The following is a 20,491-nucleotide window of genomic DNA, read 5'->3' on the forward strand; positions in this document are numbered from 1 at the left end:
GCTGGATATAAATGTCATGGCAGAGTTCACTCTCCCTAAGAATTCGAAGATCGGTAAGGGGACGCATTTCCCCGCCAAAAGCGGTACTAAAAATGCTCGCACCTTTAAGGTCTACCGTTGGAATCCGGATGATGATGCCAATCCGCGTACCGATACCTACGAAATTGATCTAGATACATGCGGCCCGATGGTTTTGGATGCGTTGATCAAGATTAAGAATGAGATCGACCCGACTCTGACGTTCCGTCGTTCTTGCCGCGAGGGTATTTGTGGCTCATGTGCGATGAACATTGATGGGACCAACACGTTAGCTTGTACCAAGGCGATTAGTGCATGCACCATATCTGAGATCCCGATCTATCCACTGCCTCACATGAACGTGATCAAGGATTTGATCCCCGACTTGACTCACTTTTATGCGCAGTACGCTTCTATTAAGCCCTGGATACGTACTCAGACCCCGCCGCCGCCTGATCGTGAGCGATTGCAGTCTCCTGTGGACCGCAAGAAGCTTGATGGTTTGTATGAGTGCATTCTATGTGCCTGTTGCTCGACGAGTTGTCCGAGTTACTGGTGGAATGGTGATCGCTATTTGGGTCCGGCGATCTTGCTGCAGGCTTACCGCTGGATTATCGATTCACGTGATGAAGATACTGGCGCGCGCTTGGATGATCTCGAGGATCCATTCAAGTTATATCGTTGTCATACCATCATGAATTGCACGCGAACCTGTCCGAAGGGATTGAATCCCGCTCAGGCCATTGCCGAGATCAAAAAACTGATGATGCTGCGTCGCGCCTGAGACTAAAGAATGCGAATAGGATGCATTAGTCACCAAACGAAGGTAGTGCTGGTATTAAATTGACGCCTCTGCTGCTTGCGCTATTGCCGATGCCAGCGTGCTACTGCCGAGGAACCTACGATGGATAAACCGGCTGAATTGAACAAACTACGTTGGCGTAGCCGACGTGGGATGCGTGAATTGGATCACCTGTTTGATCGCTATCTCTCACATTGCTGGGCGCAAGCGTCTGAGGCGGAGCGCGGTGTTTTCCTACGCTTTTTGGATTGTGAGGACGATAAATTGTGGCGTTGGTTGATGGGGTACGAGGTTTGTCAGGATGCGTCGTTTGCCGCTCTCATCGTTACCATGCGGGCCTTGCCTGCTTGAGTGGTCACCGTCTCGATGGCTGTTGGTTGCGTTGTTTGCTTTGACGCTACTGGCTTGCGTTGCGCTGCTACGGTGTGACTTAAATCTTACCTTGCGTTGGAGCGGTGTTCTATTGGCCGCCTGCGGTGGTGCTTGGGAGCTGCGCCGTGTTGTTTGTCACCCTTGTTGTGTCTTGCTGATTCCTTCTGGCGATGAGCCACCTTTGTTCAACCAGATGCCGGTTAAAGAATTGCACGTCTCCTGGTACGGCCCGTTGGTGACGGTTTCTTGGCGTGTTCCGGATAGCTGCCGTATGTATCTGTTGTTTTGGCCTGATACATTGTCGGTAGCCATGCGGCGTCAGTTGCGTCTGGTCATGCAAGCGCGTCAGCTTTCGTCCCAGGTGCCGTCAATGGCACCATAGCCGCTTCACTATCAGTTGGGTCTCAATGTTTAATCCGCTTTCTGTTGCGATCGGTTTGCGTTATCTGCGTGCCAAGCGGCGCAATGGTTTCATCTCGTTTATTTCAATGGCTTCCATCCTGGGCATTGCTCTGGGAGTGACTGTCTTGATTACTACCTTGGCAGTGATGAGCGGCTTTCAGAAAGAGATTCGTGACCGATTGTTGCAAATGTCTGCACACGCAACGGTGAGTGCGCAGGGAGCACCGATGCATGATTGGCAGCATGCAGTTGCGTTGGCGATGACTGATCCCCGCGTCGCTGGTGCTGCGCCGTACATCGAGAGTGAAGCGTTGCTCCAGGGGGAGCGTCATCAGCCTGCGATGATGCGTGGCATCGTGCCCAACCAGGAAACTAAGGTTTCGGTGCTGGCGCAGAAATTGAAGGTTGGTTCAATTGATAGTCTCAAGCCCGGTGAGTACAACATCTTGCTTGGTAAGGAGTTAGCCTTGTGGTTAGGCGTTGATGTCGGCGACAGCGTGATCGTGCTCCTCAGTCAAACTCAGACCACTCCAGTGGGGACGATGCCACGGATGAAGCGCTTCACCGTCAGTGGCTTGTTTGAAGTCGGCTACAACGAAATCGACCGTGGCTTAGCGGTGGTCAATATGGAGGATATGCAGAAGATCATGCGGATGGACGGTGTGACCGGCGTGCGTTTGAAATTGCACGATATGGATCATGCCTGGGACGTTGCGAGTGACTTGGCGGTCCGCCTGAATGGCCCCTATCTGGTGAGCGACTGGACACGCGAAAATGCCAATCTGTACAGTTCATTGAAGATGGAAAAAACGGTGATGGGCATTTTGCTCTCCCTGATCATCGCGATGGGCGCCTTCAACTTGGTGTCCTCGCAGGTGATGTTGGTCACTGATAAGCAAGCCGATATCGCCATCTTGCGCACCTTGGGTTTGTCGCCAGCAGGGGTGATGCGAGTATTTATGGTGCAGGGGTCGTTGATTGGCATCATCGGTACCCTCTCTGGCGTGATCGGTGGTGTGGTGCTGACTTGGAATCTGGAGCGAATCCTGAAATTGATTGAATCCACGTTCAACATTACCCTGCTTCCGGAGGATGTGTATTACATCACTGGCCTGCCGACCGATATGCAGTTCCCTGATGTGGTAGTGATTACTCTGATGGCGTTGGCAATGAGTTTCATTGCCACCTTGTACCCGGCGTGGCGTGCCGCCAGGATTCAGCCAGCAGAGGCGCTGCGTTATGAATGAGCGCAGTACTCCCCAGGCATTGACCGGCCCGGTGATTCGAGCCGAGTCCCTTGGAAAAACCTATTCTGAGGGTAAGTTACTGACCCAAGTGTTTGATGGGCTGGATTTGCAAGTTATGCGTGGCGAGACGGTGGCGATTGTTGGTGCCTCTGGTGCTGGTAAAAGCACGCTGCTGCATTTACTGGGCGGACTCGACGTTCCAACTGCGGGTGAAGTGTACGTCGCTGGGCAACGTATGTCGGCCTTGTCTGATGGGGATCGTGGTCGCTTACGTAACAAAACATTGGGGTTTATCTACCAGTTCCATCACTTGTTGCCGGAATTTACTGCATTGGAGAATGTGATGATGCCGGTGTTGTTGTCTGGTCAGAGTGTATGCAGCGCTAAGATGCGCGCACAGATGTTGTTGGAAGCGGTCGAATTGGGGCATCGTCTGAATCACAAGCCAAGTGAGCTATCCGGGGGTGAACGGCAACGTGCTGCGGTTGCGCGGGCTTTGGCCAATTCTCCTGATTGTGTGCTTGGGGATGAGCCGACCGGAAATCTCGACAATCGTACCGCCAGCACGGTGTTTGAATTGATGCTCGAACTCAATCGTGCGCAGCGAACCAGTTTGGTACTGGTGACACATGATCGCGGCTTGGCAAGATGCCTGGATCGGGTACTGGAGTTGTATCAAGGTGGTTTGCGCGAATTGACCTCAGCAGAAGTCTGAGTGTGGAGTCCCGGGTGTGTCCTTGCATGCCTTGGTTCTGTTTTTGGTGGTTAAACTGGTGCGGCGGTGATGTTCCAAGTGATTCCACCACGATATGCCAATCATGATGAATGATGGTGCGGGTCCGTGAGAACGGACCGATCATGATGCGGCGTCAATTCTTACAGCCGCATGCGCTGATATCCACTACGTTGCTTAATCTAAGTGAACTAGGCTGACTTCGATGGCCGCATCGCCAGTGCATGACGGTTACCTTGATCTCAAGAAAGTGATTTGTGACCCTTCCTAAAAGAACGGAGCGGTTATCGAAGGATGTGATATTGGCTGCGGTCGATGCCGGTGACGATATGGACGATATGAAACCTGAGCAGCGACACATGTTGCAGCGATGTTGGGTTGACGTGTTAAGTGTGATCCGGCACGCAGCGTGCCTGCGTTACCTCGCGTTTCCGGCGTTGTTGCCGAGTGCTGTTGCGTTGCTGCTGGGTTGTCTTGCTGCACTCACCTTGCCGCGATTACCGCCCGTATGGGTGTTGTGGATTTTTCTGTTTGTCGGAGTAATGCTCGCTGTTGTCGTGCGCCGTGTTGCTTGGTGCGGTGTGGTGTTGTTTGGTTTTGCTAACTGTTGCTTGCATGGTCAGTTTGGTTTGCGACATCAATTGTCGTTCGCGTTGGAGGGCCGTGATCTGGTGTTACGTGGTCGGATCGTTTCTTTGCCGGTTCCAGAGACCAGGCGTACACGTTTCTTGTTGCGTGTTGATACCGATCAAGATCAGGAACCAGCGCTGCGTGGTCGACTGCTGCAGTTATCCTGGTATGACGAGAATAAGGCGGTAGTACCGGGGCCACGCAGTGCATTGCATGCTGGATCTGTATGGCAGCTGCACGTGCGTCTGCGTGCGCCGCACAGTTTGATGAATCCCGGAGGTTTCGACAGCGAGCGTTATGCCCTAGCCCAGGGGATTGTTGCGACCGGTTACGTACGTATGCCGACGATGGCACGTGAGCTTGCGGCAGCCACTGGCATCAATGCTTGGCGGGAACGGATGTCTGCGCGTATTGCTGATGCGGTGTTGTTGGAAGCGTCGGTGTATTTACGTGCGTTGGCCTTGGGTGATACCCGGGGTTTGTCTCAACAGGATTGGGAAGTATTGCGCGCTACAGGGCTGACGCATTTGATTGCGATCTCGGGGTTCCATGTCGGTATGGTCGCTGGTGCCTGTGCGTTGCTTGTGTCGTTGCTGTGGCGAGTTTTCCCACATTTGGCTTGGCGTTGGCCGCGGCCAATCGCTATGGCACTCATTGCGGTACCGGCCGCAGCCGGCTACACCGTCCTGGCTGGGGCGTCACTGCCCACAGTGAGAACCGCTTTGATGATCGGCATCGTCGCATTGGCGCGCCTCACTCGGCGTCGTGCCATGCCGGGTCATGTCCTGGGGCTTGCCTTGCTTGTCGTACTTGTTTGGGATCCATTAGCCATTCTTAGTGCTGGCTTCTGGCTCAGCTTTGCCGGTGTCGCTTGGTTAATGTGGTGTATGCAAGACGGTCATGCCGCGTCTTGTCGTGGCTTCTTATCGGCACAAGGTGTTGCAACCCTTGGGTTATTACCATTCACCGTGGCTTTATTTGGTCAGGTTTCGTTTGTTGGGCCTTTGGCTAACTTGATTGCGATTCCGTTATGGACCTTTGTCGTTGTACCGCTGGCGTTGTTAGGGACTGCGCTGGAAGCGTTAGTGCCAGGGTGGGGTAGCCCCATGTGGCGTTTGGGGGGGAATTTTTTCCAATGGAGTTGGCAGCTATTCGAATACTTGGCACAGACTGATTTCGCATTGTGGTGGTTGCCGGAATCTGATGGTGTTGCATTGGGGTTGGCCTTGCTGGGAGCGTTTTGGTTGCTGTTACCACGCGGTACGCCTGGTAAGTGGTTGGCGCTGTTGCTGTGGTTGCCTTTGTTGTGGCCTGAGCGTGAGCGTCCCCGCCCCGGGGAGTTTGAGATGCAGATGCTGGACGTGGGGCAAGGACTGTCGATTGTGGTGCGTACTTCAGGCCATACGTTGTTGTACGACGCAGGTCCAGCAGTGAATGATGGTTTCGATGCCGGTGAGCGTGTTGTGGTGCCGGCATTACGTGCCAGTGGCATCCGTCGCTTGGATGCATTGGTGGCTAGTCATGCTGATAGTGATCACGTCGGAGGTTTGCCCGCGGTCCTGAAGGCTTATCCGGTTGATATCAGCTACGCTCCTCCGGATGCTCCACTCGACGTTGAGCGCCGTTGCAGTGCTGGGGACAGTTGGCTGTGGGATGGAGTCCAGTTTCGTTTCTTACATCCTGCACCGCATTCGAGGTATTTAGGTAACGAGTCCAGTTGTGTATTGCGTATCGACACGCGCTGGGGCAGTGCTTTGTTGACGGGTGACATCGGCAAAGTGGTCGAACGTGGTTTATTGAGTCAGGATCGTGAGAGTGTACGTGCCGATGTGGTGGTCGTACCGCATCATGGGAGCGCCGGTTCTTCCTCGCTTGGGTTTGTCCGTGCGGTTAATGCGCGGTTAGCTTTGGTATCCAGTGGTGATGGTAACCGCTTCGGTCATCCGCGCTGTTCGGTGGTGGAGAGCTGGAGTGAAACGGCAGATGTGTTGCTTACTGCGCATAGCGGCGCAGTACGGATTTGGGTTGGACAGCAGGGTCTGCAGTTACGTGAACGCCGTGTTTGGCGTCGTCGATTCTGGGATGCGGTCGAACGTCGCCGATCCGCTGCTATCCTATCCGCCACTGAAGATGTATCCAAAGAGCGTCGGAGAAACGAGACATGCTGGAACTGGTAAAGGCTGGCGGCTGGCCGATGTTGCCGCTGTTGATGTTAGGTGTTGTTGCATTGGCGATTGTGCTTGAAAGGCTGTGGACTCTGCGTCGTAATGAGGTATTGCCGTCGGGGCTGGGTCGGGAGGTTCGTGAGTGGGTGAGGCGTGGCAAATTGGACCAAAATCATCTTGAGTCTCTGCGCCGTAATTCTCCGCTTGGTGCGCTATTGGCCGCCGCTTTGGATGTAAAAGGTGGCGTACGTGAAATGATTCGTGAACGTATTGAGGATACAGGGCGCCATCTGGTGCATCGCATGGAGCGTTTTCTGAATGCACTCGGTACGATTGCTTCTGCAGGTCCTTTACTTGGTTTGCTAGGTACTGTGGTCGGTATGATTCAAATGTTCCTGGGGATTCTCGATTATGGCGTGGGCGATGTGAATCAGCTTGCTGGAGGGATTGGCAAGGCATTGGTTTGCACTGCTACAGGTATGATTATTGCGATTCCCGCTCTGATTTTTCATCGTTATTTCAAGGGGCGAATTACTGGGTACGTGATTGAGATGGAGCAAGAGGCAATGCTCTTGCTGGATGCGATTGATGGTCTTCAGATTGCTATTCAAGGAAGAAATGCCGAAGTGGCGCACCCCAATGCTGTCACCAAGGATTGATGAGATGCGTATAGGGAATCAGCGTCTCGAAGACGAGCCACACATCGATTTGGTCCCGCTGATTGATGTGATTTTGGTTTTGATCATTTTTTTCGTAGTAACGACAACGTTCGATGCTCGTTCCACGTTGCAACTTCAGTTGCCCAATGCCAGCGACCAGCATAAGTCGGTGCCATCCAAGGCGTTAAGCATACTGGTCAATGCGGATGGACACTACTTCATTAACGATCATGAGGTATTGCGGACCGATGTTGAGTCATTGAAGCGTAGCATTGCTGATGTTGCTGGCGATGACCGTGAGCAGACCGTTCTGCTACGTGCTGATGCGCGTACTCCATATCAGGCGGTGGTCACTGTGCAGGATGCATTGGGCCAACTCGGTTTCCGGCATATCGCTATCGCCACTGCACCAGATGCTAATAAAGTTGGAACAGCTCGGTGAACGTCTTATCAGGGGCCATGCGTTATGCCACGCCCTGGCGGACGTACCGTCGCTTGCTGTCGTATGCGCGGGAGTATCGTTGGTTACTCGTTGTTGCTGCATGTGGTGCTTTACTTGAGGCAGTTGCTGGTTCTACCTTTCTGGCGTTGATGAAGCCCATCACCAACGAAACCTTTATCGAGCGAAACCGTGAGGTGGCCCTGTGGCTGCCTCTTGGAATTGTCGGTTTGTTTTTGTTACGCGGCATTGCTGGCTATATCACTGATATGGCGATGGGCCGCGCCGCGCGTAGCATTGCTCGGGATTTTCGTGTGTGTGTCCTGACCAAATATTTTCGTTTGCCTGGTAGCCGTTTTGACGGTGAGCCAGTGGCTTCGATGTTGGTGCGACTCGGTTCAGACAGTGAGCAAGTTGCGCATGCGGTTATCGACGCGATGAAGGTGATGGTGCAGCAGACACTTCAGGTGATTGGTGCGTTGGTTGTGATGTTGTGGTACAGCTGGACGGTCACGCTCGCCATCCTTTTGGTCGCTCCGTTGCTGGCTTGGGTCATGCAGCGGGTTGCTAAGCGTTACCGTCGTATCAGCCATCACATCCAAGAGAGTAATGCGCAGCTCATGCAAGCTGCCGATCAAGCGTTAAGCAACTACCAGGACGTTAAAGTGTATGCCGCGCAAGAGAGCGAGTTGGAGCGCTATGCTCGGTTGGCCAATATCAATTTGGGTTTGGCGGTAAAGGTTGAGTCGACACGTAGTATCTCTTCGGCGGCGGTTCAATTGCTTGGTGCGGTTGGGTTGGCAATGTTGTTGCTCATTGCTGGCCATGAAGCTTTGGCCGGTCGCCTCAGTCCAGGCGATTTTGTCTCGCTGATGACTTCAATGATCGCGGTTATTCCCGCGTTGAAACAGTTGACCAATGTACAGAACATGTTGCAGAGCGGTATTGCTTCTGCACAACGTCTGTTCTCGGTACTAGATAGTCCTGATGAGCTTGATACTGGCAGACGACCGTTGGGGCGTGCCAGAGGATTAATTGAGTTCCGCGGGATCACCGCACGCTATCCTGGTCGGTCTGCTCCTGTGCTGGATAGTGTCAGCTTTGTTGCTGCACCGGGCACGGTCACTGCGATTGTTGGTCGTTCAGGAAGCGGTAAGTCAAGTTTAATCAAGTTGATTCCGCGTTTTTACGAGCCGGAGTCTGGGCAGATATTGTTGGATGGCCATCCATTACAGGATTATCTTTTAGCTGATCTGCGCCGTCAGATTGCATTGGTAGGGCAGCAGGTCATGTTGTTCGATGGCAGCATCGCGGATAATATTGCTTATGGTGAGATGCGTCAGGTCGTTTCTGAGGAGATTGAACGTGTCGTGGTTGATGCAAACGCTCAGGATTTTGTGAATCAACTTCCAGAGGGATTACAGTTTCAGGTTGGGGTTAAGGGGGGGCGTCTTTCTGGGGGACAACGTCAGCGTTTGGCCATTGCGCGCGCGATGCTGAAGGATGCGCCGATTCTTATCCTGGACGAGGCCACGGCTGCGCTTGATAACGAATCTGAGCGCTTAGTGCAGGATGCGTTGCAGCGCTTGATGCCGGAGCGCACCACACTTGTGATTGCGCATCGACTGTCAACGATCAAGCATGCGGATCAGGTGTTGGTGATGGACCAGGGGCGCATCATTGAGTCTGGTACCCATGTCGATCTGTTGGCACGTGATGGGTTGTACGCTTATTTGTACAGCATGCAATTTCGCGAACGTCCAACATGAGTAGTGGACGTGGTTCTAGGATTCCTGAGTATTGGTATGGGCAGGTTCCGGTGCCGCCATTCATGCGGTTCATGGAGGTCATTTATGCTGGTGCAGTCAGTTTGCGTCGTTTGGCCTATCGCCGCGGCTGGCGGCGTCGCTATGGAGTGGCTGTACCCGTCGTGGTGATCGGTAACTTGGTTGCTGGAGGTACTGGTAAAACGCCGTTAACCATCGAAATAGTTGCACGCCTGCGTGAAGCAGGGTGGACCCCGGGCATCGCCAGCCGTGGTTATGGTCGCCGTGATCCTAAGACTCCCCGCTGGATTCAACCAGATACGCCAATTGAATTGGCTGGCGATGAACCAGCAATGATCGCTTGGAAGACCGGCATGCGTGTGCGTGTGGATGTTGATAGGAGTGCGGCAGCGCGTGCTTTGGTTGCGGAAGGCTGTGACATCGTGGTTTGTGACGATGGGTTGCAGCATTATCGGTTGATGCGTGATATCGAGATTGAAGTCATCGACGGTCAGCGTCGTTACGGCAATGGGCATCTGTTGCCCGCTGGTCCGCTGCGTGAGCCGATGGTGCGTGGTCGCCTTTGCGATTTTCGTGTGCTCAATGCAGGTCAGTATAGTGATCGACCAACGTCTGGGTTTGGTCCCAGTGACTGGCAGATGCGTTTACACATTGATCACGCGCAGTCGTTACAAGGTTCCCGACGGCGGTCGTTGGATGCTTTTTCTGGACAACGTGTGCATGCCGTTGCTGGTATCGCACATCCGGAACGTTTTTTTTCGATGCTGCGTCAGCGTGGTATTGGCGTGGTGCCGCATGCATTTCCGGATCATCACTTTTATCGGGCAGAGGATTTTACCTTTGGTAGTCGACTTCCTGTGTTGATGACCGAGAAGGATGCGGTCAAATGCCGTGCATTTGCTGACGATTGGTTTTTCAGCGTGCCGTTGCGAGTTGAATTGCCGACGGTGTTCTGGACTGCACTGTTTGATCGCCTAGAACGGCTTGTTTCGTGTTGATTATCTCTAATGTAAATTTATCTTAAAAATATATTTTATATTAATTTAAACTCCATAATGAGTAAAATTACTAATTGTTATTTTCAGGGGATTTTTGATGGGGATGAGAAATTGCGGAGCGCATATTGGGCTTTCCGTCTTTGAACCTTAACCTTGAAACTCACGGCCAATTCATCAGTAACCGCAATCTCAAGAAAGAATTTCGTTTAACTGGACTGCTGCGCAAAATATTTCGTTAATCAAAGCGGATAAGCTGCCGGAAAAGGCGCTGCTCCAGCGCCTCGCGGATGGAGCGGCCTTAATGGCCCCGCGTCCGGCAGGGTTAATATGCTGGACGCGGTGGGGGTGGTGGTATCGGAAAATGCCGCATTGAGGTATCAGAGAATGCGGAACCGATAGCAGGCCCTTATGTTTTCTGATGATGGGTGCGGGACGGGCGTACGACTTGATCGCGTACTTGCGTGTTGATGGCGGCAGCAACATCTGGATGGTTGTTGGGCCGCTCGGCTTCGATGCTACATCGGTAGCCGTTTTTGTCTAGGCCATGTTGCACACGGGTGACGAGCCAATCACCATTCACTCCTTCCCGCCAGCCGTTGAGTGTCAAGACGGCTTCTGCGGACAGCTCCGCACGCCCTGCCATCTCTAGAGTGAGTTTGGTTTCAGCGCGGGCGCGGCGTGAGAGTTCACCCCGAGCAGCAGCGATGGCGGCGGCGGCATCAGGCAGGTATTGTTTGATGCGGTGAACGGGATGCCCGTCACCGACACTGACTTGATGCAGTTCAGCGCGGCGTGCCAGGCGATAGAAGGCAATCACTGTGCCGGGGCTGTCCCGCGTTGCGTAGGTCATTTGCCAGGAGGCAATCTCATCAGGTGTTAAGGTGATGCGTGGCATATCAATGCCTGTGACGCTTTTAGCTTCGCCGCGTTTGGCAAAGATCAGTCGACCTCCGGCAGGTTTAGCAATCGCATCGTAACGCTGTGCTAGCCGTAGCAGGACGTTGATATCTGATTCTTCTGTCTGATCAATGTGGGGTAGCGCGACGCCTGTGAGCGACGGGGAGATCGCCCAGGTCATGCCATGTTCGGCAGCCATTGTGGATAGCATGGCACCGAGTGTGGTTCCGGTGGGAGTCACCAATCAGGGTGCCTTGGGATTGGAGCGAGCCTGTCATGAGGCTTCCTGTTTTTTTCACCAGAGTATCTAGTTGCGAGGCCAGTTCTGGGATATCGCTGCTGGCGTGCTGGTGGGCACTCGGTGGATAGGTCTGTGGTGTGTTCTGGAGGTTTCTCCATTGTAGGTAGTAGGTGCCGTGATAGCCGTCAAGTAAATCTGCGTCCAAGTTTTTTCCTGATCCGGTGTCCATCACGGCAGCATCGCCTAGGCCCAGCAGGTGGCGGAGGGTGGGCGCATCGGCGCTGGCCAGCAGTGTTTTGGCGTAGTCGGAAGGGGCGGCTTCGCCTAGGCGGTGATCCAGGGTGGCTTTCAATGCGGTAGGCGGTATGGCGCTGCGATCCTCCAGGCCCGCGATGGCTTGGGCGTTGCTGGACAAGGTGAGCACGCCTGCCACTGTCTGTGTCGCCGGTGGGTTGTTCCAGGAGGTTTCACCGAAGGAGAGTTGAGTCGCATCGGTATCTACGAAGCGAACATCAATGGCCAGCAGTAGCATGGCCGATGCGGATTTGCTGAGAATGATGTCCTGTTGGGAGTAGGTGGCAAATAAGGTGCCATCATCCAGGTAGACGCCAAAGCCGCGGACGTCGTACTGGTCGCTAGTTGCATCGCGGATAGTGATGTGAATGGTGTCTGCGGCCACCACGCCGCCTGAGAAGGTGGTCAGGCGTTTGGATTCATCAGGCATCGTTGCCGCGGTGGGGTCAAAGTGTTGTGCGGTCAGGCCGACAGAGGCCAGCCGCACGGGGACGGTGCCATGATGTTGGGCGTTCACTAGGGCGGCGCGGCCCTGGGGGGTGATGGTGATTTGGAGTGGGGTCATAACATCCTCATGCGGCCTGGGTGAGGTGTAGGCGTCGGTACGCGGTGATCTGTGCGCCACCCAGCAGGCCAATCTGTCCGATGGTGTGCACGCCCTGGGTAAAGGTGAAATGGCTGCGAACGGGTTTGGTGCGGATGACTTCTGTAATGACATCTGCGACAAATTCGGCGGTGCTCTGGCTGCCGCCTTGCCCGGATAAGGTGAGCAGCAGTGTGAAGGTGTGCGGTGCAGCCGGTGGGTTTTGTTGCCACCATTCGGTGATGAGGACGTCTCCGCCAAAGCTGCGCACCACATCGCGCACACTTTTAACGCTGCCTTTGCAACGCTGAATCTCGATGGCTGCTGCAATACGCGCGCGTTTGATATGCACGGGCCACGTGCTGCGCCAGGTGTCCACGGACAATGACCAGGCCAGCCAGGGGAGTAATGGCTCGGGGCAGGTGTGCGGGTCCCATAGTTGTTTGAATGGGATCGGGATGTCAGCCATGCGTGCCATCACTTGCTCCAGGGTGCGCATGAGCGGTGTTGCCGTGGGGGGAAGCAGGCTGTGCAGGGGTTCATTCATCCACGCCACCATGCACGACGGTGATGTTGGTGCAGCGGGCCGCCTGGGTACGGTCCATCGTCAGTCCCTGTTGTGGTGTGATGAGTTCTACGCGTTGGATGCCTTCGACATGCAGTCCGGCATACAGGCCACTCAGGGCGATATCTCGCCCTAAGCGGAATGTGTCTGTGGTGTAGGCGGTGATGCGGCGGTGTGCTTCGGACAGGACGACCGCTGCATCCGGTCCGGCGTAGGTGTGCAATCGTGCGTGAACTTGGTAGTCAGTGATCTGTGCCGGTTGTACGGTCACGTGATCGGTCATGGGGCGTACTGATTCTTGGTTGACAGCGGCCATCACGGCGTCAAGCACGTCTTGTGAGGGCTGTCCGTTGGCGCTGCGTGATAGTACGGTGATGATGACGTCCCCAGGGGTTGGGCTGGTGGCGCTGACGTCAAGCACGTCGGGATGGGCGCTGATGGCATGGTAGATGTAAGCGCCTTCCGGACCGGCGACGCTGTAGCCTTCCGGTGCAAGGACGATACGCCGCCGAAAGGCAGCATCACTCTCCATCCTCGGGGGGATGCCTTGAGTGGGGTCACCTGCCTCCAACACGAGGCGCTTGACGCGAAATAATGCGGCTAAATGATCTAGGTCGGCATCGCTGGCCAAGGCCACCATGACGGCTTTGGCATCTTCATTGCTTTGGTAGCGGCGCACGGCTTCGCGGTAGGCGGCCACTTCTAACAGGGTGTAGATGGGGTCTGAGGGCAGGAGGTTTTTCAGGGTCGGGTCACGTGCCGCCAGATCAGCCAGCATCTCTTGCAAGATCACGTCTGCGGCCACTTGCCGGATGACATCGGGCATGGGCAGCTTGGAGATATCAATCGCCGTCAGAGTGTTGTCCATCAACGCACCTGGATGCCGTCTAGGGTGACGGTTTTCCCCTCAGGAAGGTAGTGGGCAGTCAACACAAGGGTTACCGTGCCCGATGCGGTGGCGCGGGCCGTCACTTGCCGCAGGGTGATCCGTGGCTCGTGTGCGGCAAGGGCTTGTGCGGTGGCCGCGTACAGGTCCATTGTTAGGGCACGTGTGATCGGGGCATCAAGCAGGTGTGGTAGTCGGCTGCCGTAATCACGGCGCATGATCCGGCTCCCTAATGGGGTGCTCAAGATGTTTTGCACCGATTGGCGCAGGTGGTCGATGCCATCAAGCGGCTTTCCGGTGTGCATGTTCATTCCGCGCATGCTCAGCAGCTTGGGGGGACTCACTGGGCGGTGTCCTGTGGCGGGTTTTCCTTAGCGTTTCTTTTATCGGTTACCGATATATGCAACGCATGATGCGGACATGATATGGAACATTTGTTCAGTATTTTAATGTGGGTTCGACTGGTTATAACCACCTCTGGCTGTATACCGATCATTTACGGTATACTGGCCGCCTGATGATCAAAAGTTTCCGCCACAAAGGCATTCAACAATTCTTCCTCAAGGGATCAACCGCTGGTATCCAAACCAAACACGCCGCCAAACTGCGTATCCAGCTCACCGCGTTGGAGAGTGCCAAGCGCCCCGAAGATATGAATGCTCCAGGCTGGAAACTGCACCCACTAAAAGGCGCTGACTTAAAAGGTCATTGGTCCATCTGGGTGAATGGCAACTATCGCCTCACGTTTGCTTTTGAAGGCGAAGACGCAATCTTGGTCGACTATCAGGATTATCACTAGGAAACACACGATGAAACGTATGCACAATCCCGCACATCCAGGTGAAGTGTTGCGTGAGTATCTTGGTGAGCTCACTGTGACCAATGCGGCTGCAAAGCTAGGCGTCAGCCGTGTGGCTTTGTCGCGTATTCTCAATGGTACCAATGGCATCTCTGCCGATATGGCCCTTCGCCTGGAAGATGCGCTTGGCACCAGTGCAGAGATGTGGGCAGCCATGCAGTTCAAGTATGACCTGTGGGTTGCTAGTCAGCAGCCACGCCCGAAGATCACGCGCCTTCATGTTTAGTCGCACGTTAAGTAGGAATTGCTGAAAATCTCAAAATTAACCTAATTAACCTACTTGATAAATTAACCTAATAAGTTAAAATGGTGCATGGAGAAAGGCACATCTCACTATAAGCTACCAGTCGTCAAAGCCTTGGTGAAAGCTGGCAAGGTCAGGGCTACAGCGACCGCCTACCAAGGAGCACGTGAGCTCGGCATCAAAGATTTAACTGGAATGTGCACCGTTGTCTTGGCGCTCACGTCTGCCGACTTCTACAAGAGCATGACGACCTACGCGGATCACACAGTATTCCAGGATGTGTACCACGCCAAGACGGCAAGCGGTGATGAGGTGTACCTGAAGTTAACTGTCATTGATGACGTGTTGATTGTTTCCTTCAAGGAGTTATGACCATGAGATGTCCATGCTGCGGCGCGGCAGAACTGATCCACGACACGCGCGACATGCTTTACACCTACAAGAGCGAAACTACTAGTATCCCAACGGTGACCGGCGACTTCTGCCCGGCTTGTGGCGAAGTCGTCTTGGACCGTGAACATGGTGATCGTTACAGCGAATTGGTCGGCTTGTTCCAACGTCAGGTGAATTCGGCCTACGTCGATCCTGGTTACATTACCAAGGTACGCCGGAAGCTTGATCTCGACCAGCGGCAAGCTGCCGAACTGTTCGGTGGTGGTGTTAATGCTTTCTCACGTTACGAGAACGGTAAAACCAAGCCGCCGCTGTCTTTGGTTAAGTTATTCAAGCTTCTGGATCGCCACCCCGATTTGCTCAACGAAGTGAAGAGTTCCTAACCGTTAAAAGGTACTGGCTTGAACAGTTAATGGTCATGATCGCCTCACGTTCGCTTTTGTTTGAACGCCTACCCCTGTGCAGGGGTGGTCGGTGCATTGGGTCCTTGGGCCGTATGGTGGTGACGTTGTAGGCCAATGTCTGCGGCGGTGATGTCCCCTTGTGCGTGAATGGTGCCGTCTACGGTGAGGTTGCCGGTGAGGTGGAGGCTGGGCGTGTCCAAGGTGAGGCGGTCGCTGGCATTGAGGGTGGCGGTGGCACAGATCAGGGTGACGGTGCCGGATGCGGCGGAAGCATCTACGGTCAGGGCGTGGGCTTGGCGGTCGTAGGTGATGCGTGTTCCGTCGCCAAACAGCAGGCAGGGCTGGTGGGCGGTGTTGCTGGGCGCAGGGAAGGTCTCTTGGTAGAGGCTGCCAGGCAAGACGATGCCCAGTGCCGAATCTCCATTGGGGCACAGTGCAATGACTTGTTCGCCCAGGTGCGGCAGCCACCAGGAGCGGTCGGCTCCGGCACGTGAGGCCATGACAGGCAGCCAGTCGGTGAGCAGTTCTCCGGCTTCAATCCGCACGCAGGCGGTTGCAGGGTCCAGTTCGGCGACGGTCCCTTGGAGGATCAGGTGTGCTAATTGGCGGGTGTGTTCGTTGAGTGTCTGTCTCATGGGGCGATCTGGTGATAGCTGTCTTGGACGGAGGGGCCGGTCTGCGGTGTGAAGGACAGCCATAGGTTGGTGGGTAGGGTGCCTGCATGGGTCCAGGCGCTGTTGCCAAGAAAGACGGGTTGTTGCCATTCCACGGTCCAGACGACGTATCGATCTAATGCGGCGTTGAATTCGTCTGGGTAGATGGCAATCACGCGGCAGGGGTCGGTTGGTACGCCACGCCAGCGGCGCTGGTACAGCCAGGTGCCCAGGGCGGCGGCGGCCAGACGTGCTTGCAGGTGGGTGGAGGGGCCGCGGTGCCCTAGGACAAGCCGTGCCTGAAAGCGCAGCAGGGCGGGGAATTGTCCGGTGCCTGCATCGTTTTCGGGGGCCGGTTCGATCTCACTCAGTGTCAGTAAACAGGCGGGCATGGGCAGTTGGTGGTCTTCATCGTCCTGATAAAACGCAACGGTGGCCAGGTCTGGGAAGTGCGCTGCAATTTGGTCGCGGATGGCGGTATGCAGGGTTTCTAAGCTTATGTCGGTGTGTGTGTCCGCCATTGCAGTTCGTGCTCAAACAGGGTGTAAAAGCGTGCTTCAAAGGTGGCTGTGTCAAGAAGGCCGTTTTCGATATAGGTCATGGAGGGTGCGTAAATGTCTGCTTTTTGAACGGCCACGGGGTAGCGGGCGCGGCCCAGGCGTTTGAGTACCTGCCGTTTGCCGCGCACTGTGGCAATGAATGCGCCTTTGATCTGACGCCCGCCCAGGGCGCTGACGCCGCTAGGGGTGGCTTTGGGGTTCAGCCATAGGAGGGGGACGGGGTTCAGGCCGTACCACACTTTCATTTGGTCGCGTTGTCGATAGGTGCGCAGGCGGCGGCGCACGATCTTTTGTTGGAGTTGCAATGCATCGCTCAGTCCGCGCACGGAGCGGGTACGCAGCCAGGCCGCCATTTTGATTTTGGCCGAACGCAGGGCCTGTTCCATCTGCGTTTCAGTGGCGTTGAGTGCTTGTGCGATGGCGGTGAGGCTGTGGGGGTGGATGTGGATGCCAATCATGGGGGCGCCATCGGGGCCAGCCGCACGAGGGCCATGCCGGTTCCATCCGGTTGTGGGTCGTGGGTGAGGCGGTAGTGGCGATCTTCAATGCGGGCGTAGTCATGTTTTTTGAAGTCCATAACATCGCTTTCTTTGCAGGTAAAGGAGGGTTCTGGGGCGTTCATTCTGTAGTCGCCGATGTCCGCATCAATGTAGGTCGCGTCAAAAACAATGGTGCATTGATGGACGCGCCCCGTTTTCTCCGAGTGTAATTGGGCTGTCACGGCAAAATCATCGGTTTCTAGGAAGGCGTCTAGGTCATCCCAGGAGGGGTGGTGCATCAACGGCGACTCCCGCGGGGGGAGGTTTCTCGTTGGTTTCTGTAGGGGTCAAGGTGTTTGGTGTGGGTGCTCCGCCGCTGGGTGGGTCGATGATCACTGCCACGGGGCCATCGGCATCACCGGCAAGCTCAGCACGGCCACGGCGCATTAAATCGTGCGCCAGTGCCGTAGGGATCTGGACGATTGTGCCAGGGCGGTAAATCAGGCCTTGGATTACCACCGCAGCGCTGATTTTGAGGGTGTTTGTCGTCGTCGGCATGGTGTGTTCCTCAAGGGTCAGGCGGCTGCGCCGTAGCAGAAGCTTTCGGTACGACGGATGTTAAAGTCGACATCTTGGAACACGACAATCCGGGTGCCGCCGCTGGTGCTGAGGCTGTAGGGGTCGACGGTGATATCTAAGCCTCCCCACATGGCAATGATGAGGTCCGCCCAGTTCCCAAAGAAGACATCACCGGCCTTGATCTGGTTGGACACGCTGGCTGGGTAGCCGTTGACGGTGTTGCCGGATTCCCAAATCGTGCCGCTGGCGGCAGTCTGGGGAAACTTCAAGGCGGTTTTGGCATAGCCACGTATGCCTGCATTGAAGGCGTAGGACATGGCGTTCACATCTGCGTTGTTCAGGGCAATTTGCGTTTCCATCTGGACAAGTTCAGCAAATGTGGGTTGCCCTTTTTGTGCAAAGGACACGGCGTTAATGCCGCTGTGATGTTTAACGCCTGTGGGTTGCATGTCTGAGCCGCTGCCGTAGATGGCGGCACGGTCCACTTCCAGGGCCATGACGTTCAGTAGGTCGCTGCGGACGATTTGTTCGGCATCCGGGGTGGATTGCAGGAGCAGACGCCGGGTGATGTCGGTATAGGCGGCCAGGGATTTGGGGGTGAAGTGGATTTGGTCCAGGGCAGGTTTGCTTTTTTCCGGTGAGTCGCCCTCCCCCACCCAGTAGGCTTGGGTGGTGCCTTTCTGTCTGGGGATATCGACGTTGCCAACCAGGCCGCCCATGACGGTAGCGCGCTGCATGACCCAGGTTTTATTACGCAGGATTTCGATAAAGGAGGAGGCGTGTAGTTCGGTGGCAATGATGTTGCTGCCGGGGCCGTCCGTCGGGGTGGTGGTGGAGAATGCGCGGTTGAGGACGTCCGAGGGGATCAGTAGGCCGCGCGCCTGTTTGCCGTAGGTTTTTTCTGCGGCAGCGGAACAGGCAATCTCAAAGGCCGCCGCGTTGCGGTCGGTCTGGCTGGCATTAGGCAATAACGCGCGGACTGCGCGGACGATGCTGTAGTGCCGTATTTCTTGTGTGGACAGGCCGATGCCGGTTTCCGTGTGAGGTTCAGACTGGGGCATGGGGGCTTTGTCCGTCAGTTTTGTCAGTAGGGCGCGCTGGAATGCTTCCGGTGAGTGGCCTTGGGTAATGTAGTCGTGCGCCAGTTCCAGGTGTCCGTAGGTTTTGCCAAGGTCAGCAATGTGTCTGACACGGGTTCGTTCGGCATCGACGCTGTTGGGGGTGTCAGTCGCGTTGGATGTCGGCTGGGGTGTGTTGGTGGTGTCGGCATGGGCGGGGGGTGATGGTTCCGTCATGGTTTTATCCTCAGAGGTGCCTGGAGTGTGTTGCGAGACTGTTGCGGTGTCCTGTGGCGGATTTTCCAAGGCGCGCCCGATGCCAACGGAGGGGTCGGCAGGGATGCTGACAATGGAGATTTCAATGGGTTCCCAGTCCGTGGCGCGGTACAGGGGGCCTGCGTCGCGTTGGCCGATCACTTCGACTTGATGGACTAAATAGCCCACTGAGACGTGTTTACGGATGCCGTCCAGGACATCACGTAGGATTTCTTCAGCACGTGGGCTGCGCCCGAAGCGCACGATGGCGCGTCCGCGGTGGTCGCTGTCAATAGAGGCCGATTCGACAACGCCAATGTGTTCGCGTGGGTTGTGGTCCAGGAGTAAGGCGGCACCGTTGTCAAGACGGTGCATGCGTACTTCGTTGATACGGTGGCCGAGAATCTCCACGCCGCTCCTTGTTTGCACTTCTGCTGCTTCGCTGCTAAATGCAAGTTCAAGGGTTCTGGAGGGTTCGTCTATCGATAGGACATCGGCATGGCGGTACTGGGTGCCGCCTTTGCGAAGGTCCCGTACTACCTCAGTGGCTGTGGTCATGGGGGGTGGGTTCCTTCTGGGTCGGTGTGGTGTTGGCGGTAGTGAGGTCTGCGCCATACAGCAGGTACTTGAGGTAGTCGTTGGGGATGCCGGAGGCTTGCATTTCTTTCAGGTCTTGGGCGATTTCGCGAAAGACGTCCTGGGGGTCGCGGCCTTGTTCCAGGATGACTTGGCTGGTGGAGGTCAGGCCGCCACGGATGCAGGTCAGTGCGCTTTCAACGTCGGTGCGGGGGTCGACCCAGGCCCAGCGGCGGCCTTGCCAGGAAACGCGGCGGTATCGGTCGTAGTGTTCGGCAGGCAGTGGTTTGCCATGCACGCGAATCTGTCCGCTCAGCAAGGCCACTTTCAAGGCCGCTTCAAAAACAGGGGTGTGGAGGGATTCAATAAAAAATTGCTGGTCTTCTTTCCAGCGTTCGCGTTCATCCAATGTGCCTTGGCGGATGCTGGAGTAGTTGACGTCCGCTAGATCGCCGGAAAGGGCGTGGTAGGAGAGATCCATGCCCGCAGCCAAGCTTTGTTTGGCGGCTTTGGTGAATAAGCCAAATTCACCTGAGGGGTATTGGGGGTTCCAGTCTTGAAATTCTGCGCCTTGGGGGAGTTCGTGGATGGCTAAGGGTCCAGCGTTCATCTGGATGGTTTGGGCAACGTTTTCCTGCCATTGCCGCGTTTTGGCAGGCGTTGCAGTGCGCAGTCACAGACGCCATCGGCCACCCCGAAACGGCGCACACCTG

The 20,491-nt window shown here is 55.4% G+C and carries 24 protein-coding genes and 2 pseudogenes; 14 read left to right on the top strand and 12 right to left on the bottom strand.

The annotated features are described in order from the left end of the window. Positions 1-16 precede the first annotated feature (16 nt). The 10 genes from F7G16_RS01850 (at position 17) to lpxK (ending at position 10,252) form a co-directional block, all read left to right on the top strand. Positions 17-802: a succinate dehydrogenase iron-sulfur subunit gene (locus F7G16_RS01850; RefSeq protein WP_004089282.1), complete on the top strand. Its 786-nt coding sequence runs from the start codon at positions 17-19 to the stop codon at positions 800-802. A gap of 120 nt (positions 803-922) precedes the next feature. Continuing rightward, on the top strand, positions 923-1,171 hold the full coding sequence (locus F7G16_RS01855) for an FAD assembly factor SdhE (RefSeq protein WP_004089280.1): 249 nt from the start codon (positions 923-925) through the stop codon (positions 1,169-1,171). 22 nt (positions 1,172-1,193) lie between these two features. Next, positions 1,194-1,574: a hypothetical protein gene (locus tag F7G16_RS01860; RefSeq protein WP_011097604.1), complete on the top strand. Its 381-nt coding sequence runs from the start codon at positions 1,194-1,196 to the stop codon at positions 1,572-1,574. A 25-nt stretch (positions 1,575-1,599) separates the two neighbouring features. Next, positions 1,600-2,841: a lipoprotein-releasing ABC transporter permease subunit gene (locus F7G16_RS01865; RefSeq protein WP_004089276.1), complete on the top strand. Its 1,242-nt coding sequence runs from the start codon at positions 1,600-1,602 to the stop codon at positions 2,839-2,841. Continuing rightward, positions 2,834-3,556: a lipoprotein-releasing ABC transporter ATP-binding protein LolD gene (gene lolD / locus F7G16_RS01870; RefSeq protein WP_004089270.1), complete on the top strand. Its 723-nt coding sequence runs from the start codon at positions 2,834-2,836 to the stop codon at positions 3,554-3,556. The genes F7G16_RS01865 and lolD overlap by 8 nt, the downstream gene beginning before the upstream one ends. Before the next feature lie 347 nt (positions 3,557-3,903). Beyond that, the gene (locus F7G16_RS01875) at positions 3,904-6,381 is read left to right on the top strand and encodes a DNA internalization-related competence protein ComEC/Rec2 (protein ID WP_038231910.1); all 2,478 of its coding nucleotides are present in this window, start codon (positions 3,904-3,906) and stop codon (positions 6,379-6,381) included. Continuing rightward, positions 6,366-7,028 (top strand): MotA/TolQ/ExbB proton channel family protein, encoded by a 663-nt coding sequence (locus F7G16_RS01880; RefSeq protein WP_004085189.1) that lies wholly within the window; start codon positions 6,366-6,368, stop codon positions 7,026-7,028. The genes F7G16_RS01875 and F7G16_RS01880 overlap by 16 nt, the downstream gene beginning before the upstream one ends. A gap of 4 nt (positions 7,029-7,032) precedes the next feature. After that, positions 7,033-7,470 (top strand): ExbD/TolR family protein, encoded by a 438-nt coding sequence (locus F7G16_RS01885; RefSeq protein WP_004089267.1) that lies wholly within the window; start codon positions 7,033-7,035, stop codon positions 7,468-7,470. A 17-nt stretch (positions 7,471-7,487) separates the two neighbouring features. Further along, positions 7,488-9,236, top strand: coding sequence for a lipid A export permease/ATP-binding protein MsbA (gene msbA / locus F7G16_RS01890; RefSeq protein ID WP_004089264.1), 1,749 nt, complete (start codon positions 7,488-7,490; stop codon positions 9,234-9,236). Continuing rightward, positions 9,233-10,252: a tetraacyldisaccharide 4'-kinase gene (gene lpxK / locus F7G16_RS01895; RefSeq protein WP_004089261.1), complete on the top strand. Its 1,020-nt coding sequence runs from the start codon at positions 9,233-9,235 to the stop codon at positions 10,250-10,252. Before msbA ends, lpxK begins: the two co-directional genes overlap by 4 nt. A 406-nt stretch (positions 10,253-10,658) precedes the next feature. Here lpxK and F7G16_RS01900 read toward each other — a convergent pair whose 3' ends face one another. The 5 genes and pseudogenes from F7G16_RS01900 to F7G16_RS01920 form a co-directional block, all read right to left on the bottom strand. Next, a complete protein-coding gene (locus tag F7G16_RS01900; RefSeq protein WP_228446162.1) occupies positions 10,659-11,360 on the bottom strand; it encodes a phage late control D family protein in 702 nt (233 codons plus the stop codon). After that, positions 11,332-12,249: pseudogene (locus F7G16_RS01905) on the bottom strand (hypothetical protein); the annotation flags it as partial. The gene F7G16_RS01900 and the pseudogene F7G16_RS01905, both read right to left, overlap by 29 nt. A gap of 7 nt (positions 12,250-12,256) precedes the next feature. After that, positions 12,257-12,814, bottom strand: a complete 558-nt coding sequence (locus F7G16_RS01910; protein WP_011097610.1) for a phage tail protein I — start codon at positions 12,812-12,814, stop codon at positions 12,257-12,259. Beyond that, positions 12,807-13,700 (bottom strand): baseplate assembly protein, encoded by an 894-nt coding sequence (locus tag F7G16_RS01915; protein WP_011097611.1) that lies wholly within the window; start codon positions 13,698-13,700, stop codon positions 12,807-12,809. Before F7G16_RS01915 ends, F7G16_RS01910 begins: the two co-directional genes overlap by 8 nt. Beyond that, positions 13,700-14,038, bottom strand: a complete 339-nt coding sequence (locus tag F7G16_RS01920; RefSeq protein WP_004090694.1) for a GPW/gp25 family protein — start codon at positions 14,036-14,038, stop codon at positions 13,700-13,702. Before F7G16_RS01920 ends, F7G16_RS01915 begins: the two co-directional genes overlap by 1 nt. A gap of 197 nt (positions 14,039-14,235) precedes the next feature. Between F7G16_RS01920 and F7G16_RS01925 the strand changes: the two genes are divergently transcribed. The 4 genes from F7G16_RS01925 to F7G16_RS01940 all read left to right on the top strand — a co-directional run bounded on the left by F7G16_RS01925 (position 14,236) and on the right by F7G16_RS01940 (position 15,597). Continuing rightward, positions 14,236-14,517 carry a type II toxin-antitoxin system RelE/ParE family toxin gene (locus tag F7G16_RS01925; protein ID WP_004090695.1) on the top strand — a complete coding sequence of 94 codons (282 nt, stop codon included), beginning with the start codon at positions 14,236-14,238 and terminating at the stop codon, positions 14,515-14,517. A 10-nt stretch (positions 14,518-14,527) separates the two neighbouring features. Then, a complete protein-coding gene (locus F7G16_RS01930; protein WP_004085172.1) occupies positions 14,528-14,803 on the top strand; it encodes a HigA family addiction module antitoxin in 276 nt (91 codons plus the stop codon). A gap of 87 nt (positions 14,804-14,890) precedes the next feature. Further along, positions 14,891-15,193: a type II toxin-antitoxin system MqsR family toxin gene (locus F7G16_RS01935; RefSeq protein ID WP_004090696.1), complete on the top strand. Its 303-nt coding sequence runs from the start codon at positions 14,891-14,893 to the stop codon at positions 15,191-15,193. A 2-nt stretch (positions 15,194-15,195) separates the two neighbouring features. Next, positions 15,196-15,597: a type II toxin-antitoxin system MqsA family antitoxin gene (locus F7G16_RS01940; protein WP_004090697.1), complete on the top strand. Its 402-nt coding sequence runs from the start codon at positions 15,196-15,198 to the stop codon at positions 15,595-15,597. Positions 15,598-15,665: 68 nt separating this feature from the next. Here F7G16_RS01940 and F7G16_RS01945 read toward each other — a convergent pair whose 3' ends face one another. The 7 genes and pseudogenes from F7G16_RS01945 to F7G16_RS01975 all read right to left on the bottom strand — a co-directional run. After that, positions 15,666-16,253 carry a phage baseplate assembly protein V gene (locus tag F7G16_RS01945; RefSeq protein WP_011097612.1) on the bottom strand — a complete coding sequence of 196 codons (588 nt, stop codon included), beginning with the start codon at positions 16,251-16,253 and terminating at the stop codon, positions 15,666-15,668. Continuing rightward, positions 16,250-16,792 (bottom strand): hypothetical protein, encoded by a 543-nt coding sequence (locus tag F7G16_RS01950; RefSeq protein ID WP_011097613.1) that lies wholly within the window; start codon positions 16,790-16,792, stop codon positions 16,250-16,252. Before F7G16_RS01950 ends, F7G16_RS01945 begins: the two co-directional genes overlap by 4 nt. Beyond that, a complete protein-coding gene (locus F7G16_RS01955; protein ID WP_011097614.1) occupies positions 16,768-17,289 on the bottom strand; it encodes a hypothetical protein in 522 nt (173 codons plus the stop codon). Before F7G16_RS01955 ends, F7G16_RS01950 begins: the two co-directional genes overlap by 25 nt. Beyond that, a complete protein-coding gene (locus F7G16_RS01960; protein ID WP_011097935.1) occupies positions 17,286-17,609 on the bottom strand; it encodes a head-tail joining protein in 324 nt (107 codons plus the stop codon). Before F7G16_RS01960 ends, F7G16_RS01955 begins: the two co-directional genes overlap by 4 nt. Further along, the gene (locus tag F7G16_RS01965; RefSeq protein ID WP_159241635.1) at positions 17,587-17,868 is read right to left on the bottom strand and encodes a hypothetical protein; all 282 of its coding nucleotides are present in this window, start codon (positions 17,866-17,868) and stop codon (positions 17,587-17,589) included. The genes F7G16_RS01960 and F7G16_RS01965 overlap by 23 nt, the downstream gene beginning before the upstream one ends. Before the next feature lie 17 nt (positions 17,869-17,885). Beyond that, complete coding sequence (locus tag F7G16_RS01970; protein WP_038232803.1) at positions 17,886-19,760, bottom strand: phage major capsid protein; 1,875 nt, start codon at positions 19,758-19,760, stop codon at positions 17,886-17,888. Next, positions 19,744-20,415 (bottom strand): annotated as a pseudogene (locus F7G16_RS01975) (phage portal protein); the annotation flags it as partial. The gene F7G16_RS01970 and the pseudogene F7G16_RS01975, both read right to left, overlap by 17 nt. Positions 20,416-20,491: the final 76 nt, after the last annotated feature.

This window comes from Xylella fastidiosa (genome assembly GCF_011801475.1).
GTDB lineage: Bacteria > Pseudomonadota > Gammaproteobacteria > Xanthomonadales > Xanthomonadaceae > Xylella > Xylella fastidiosa.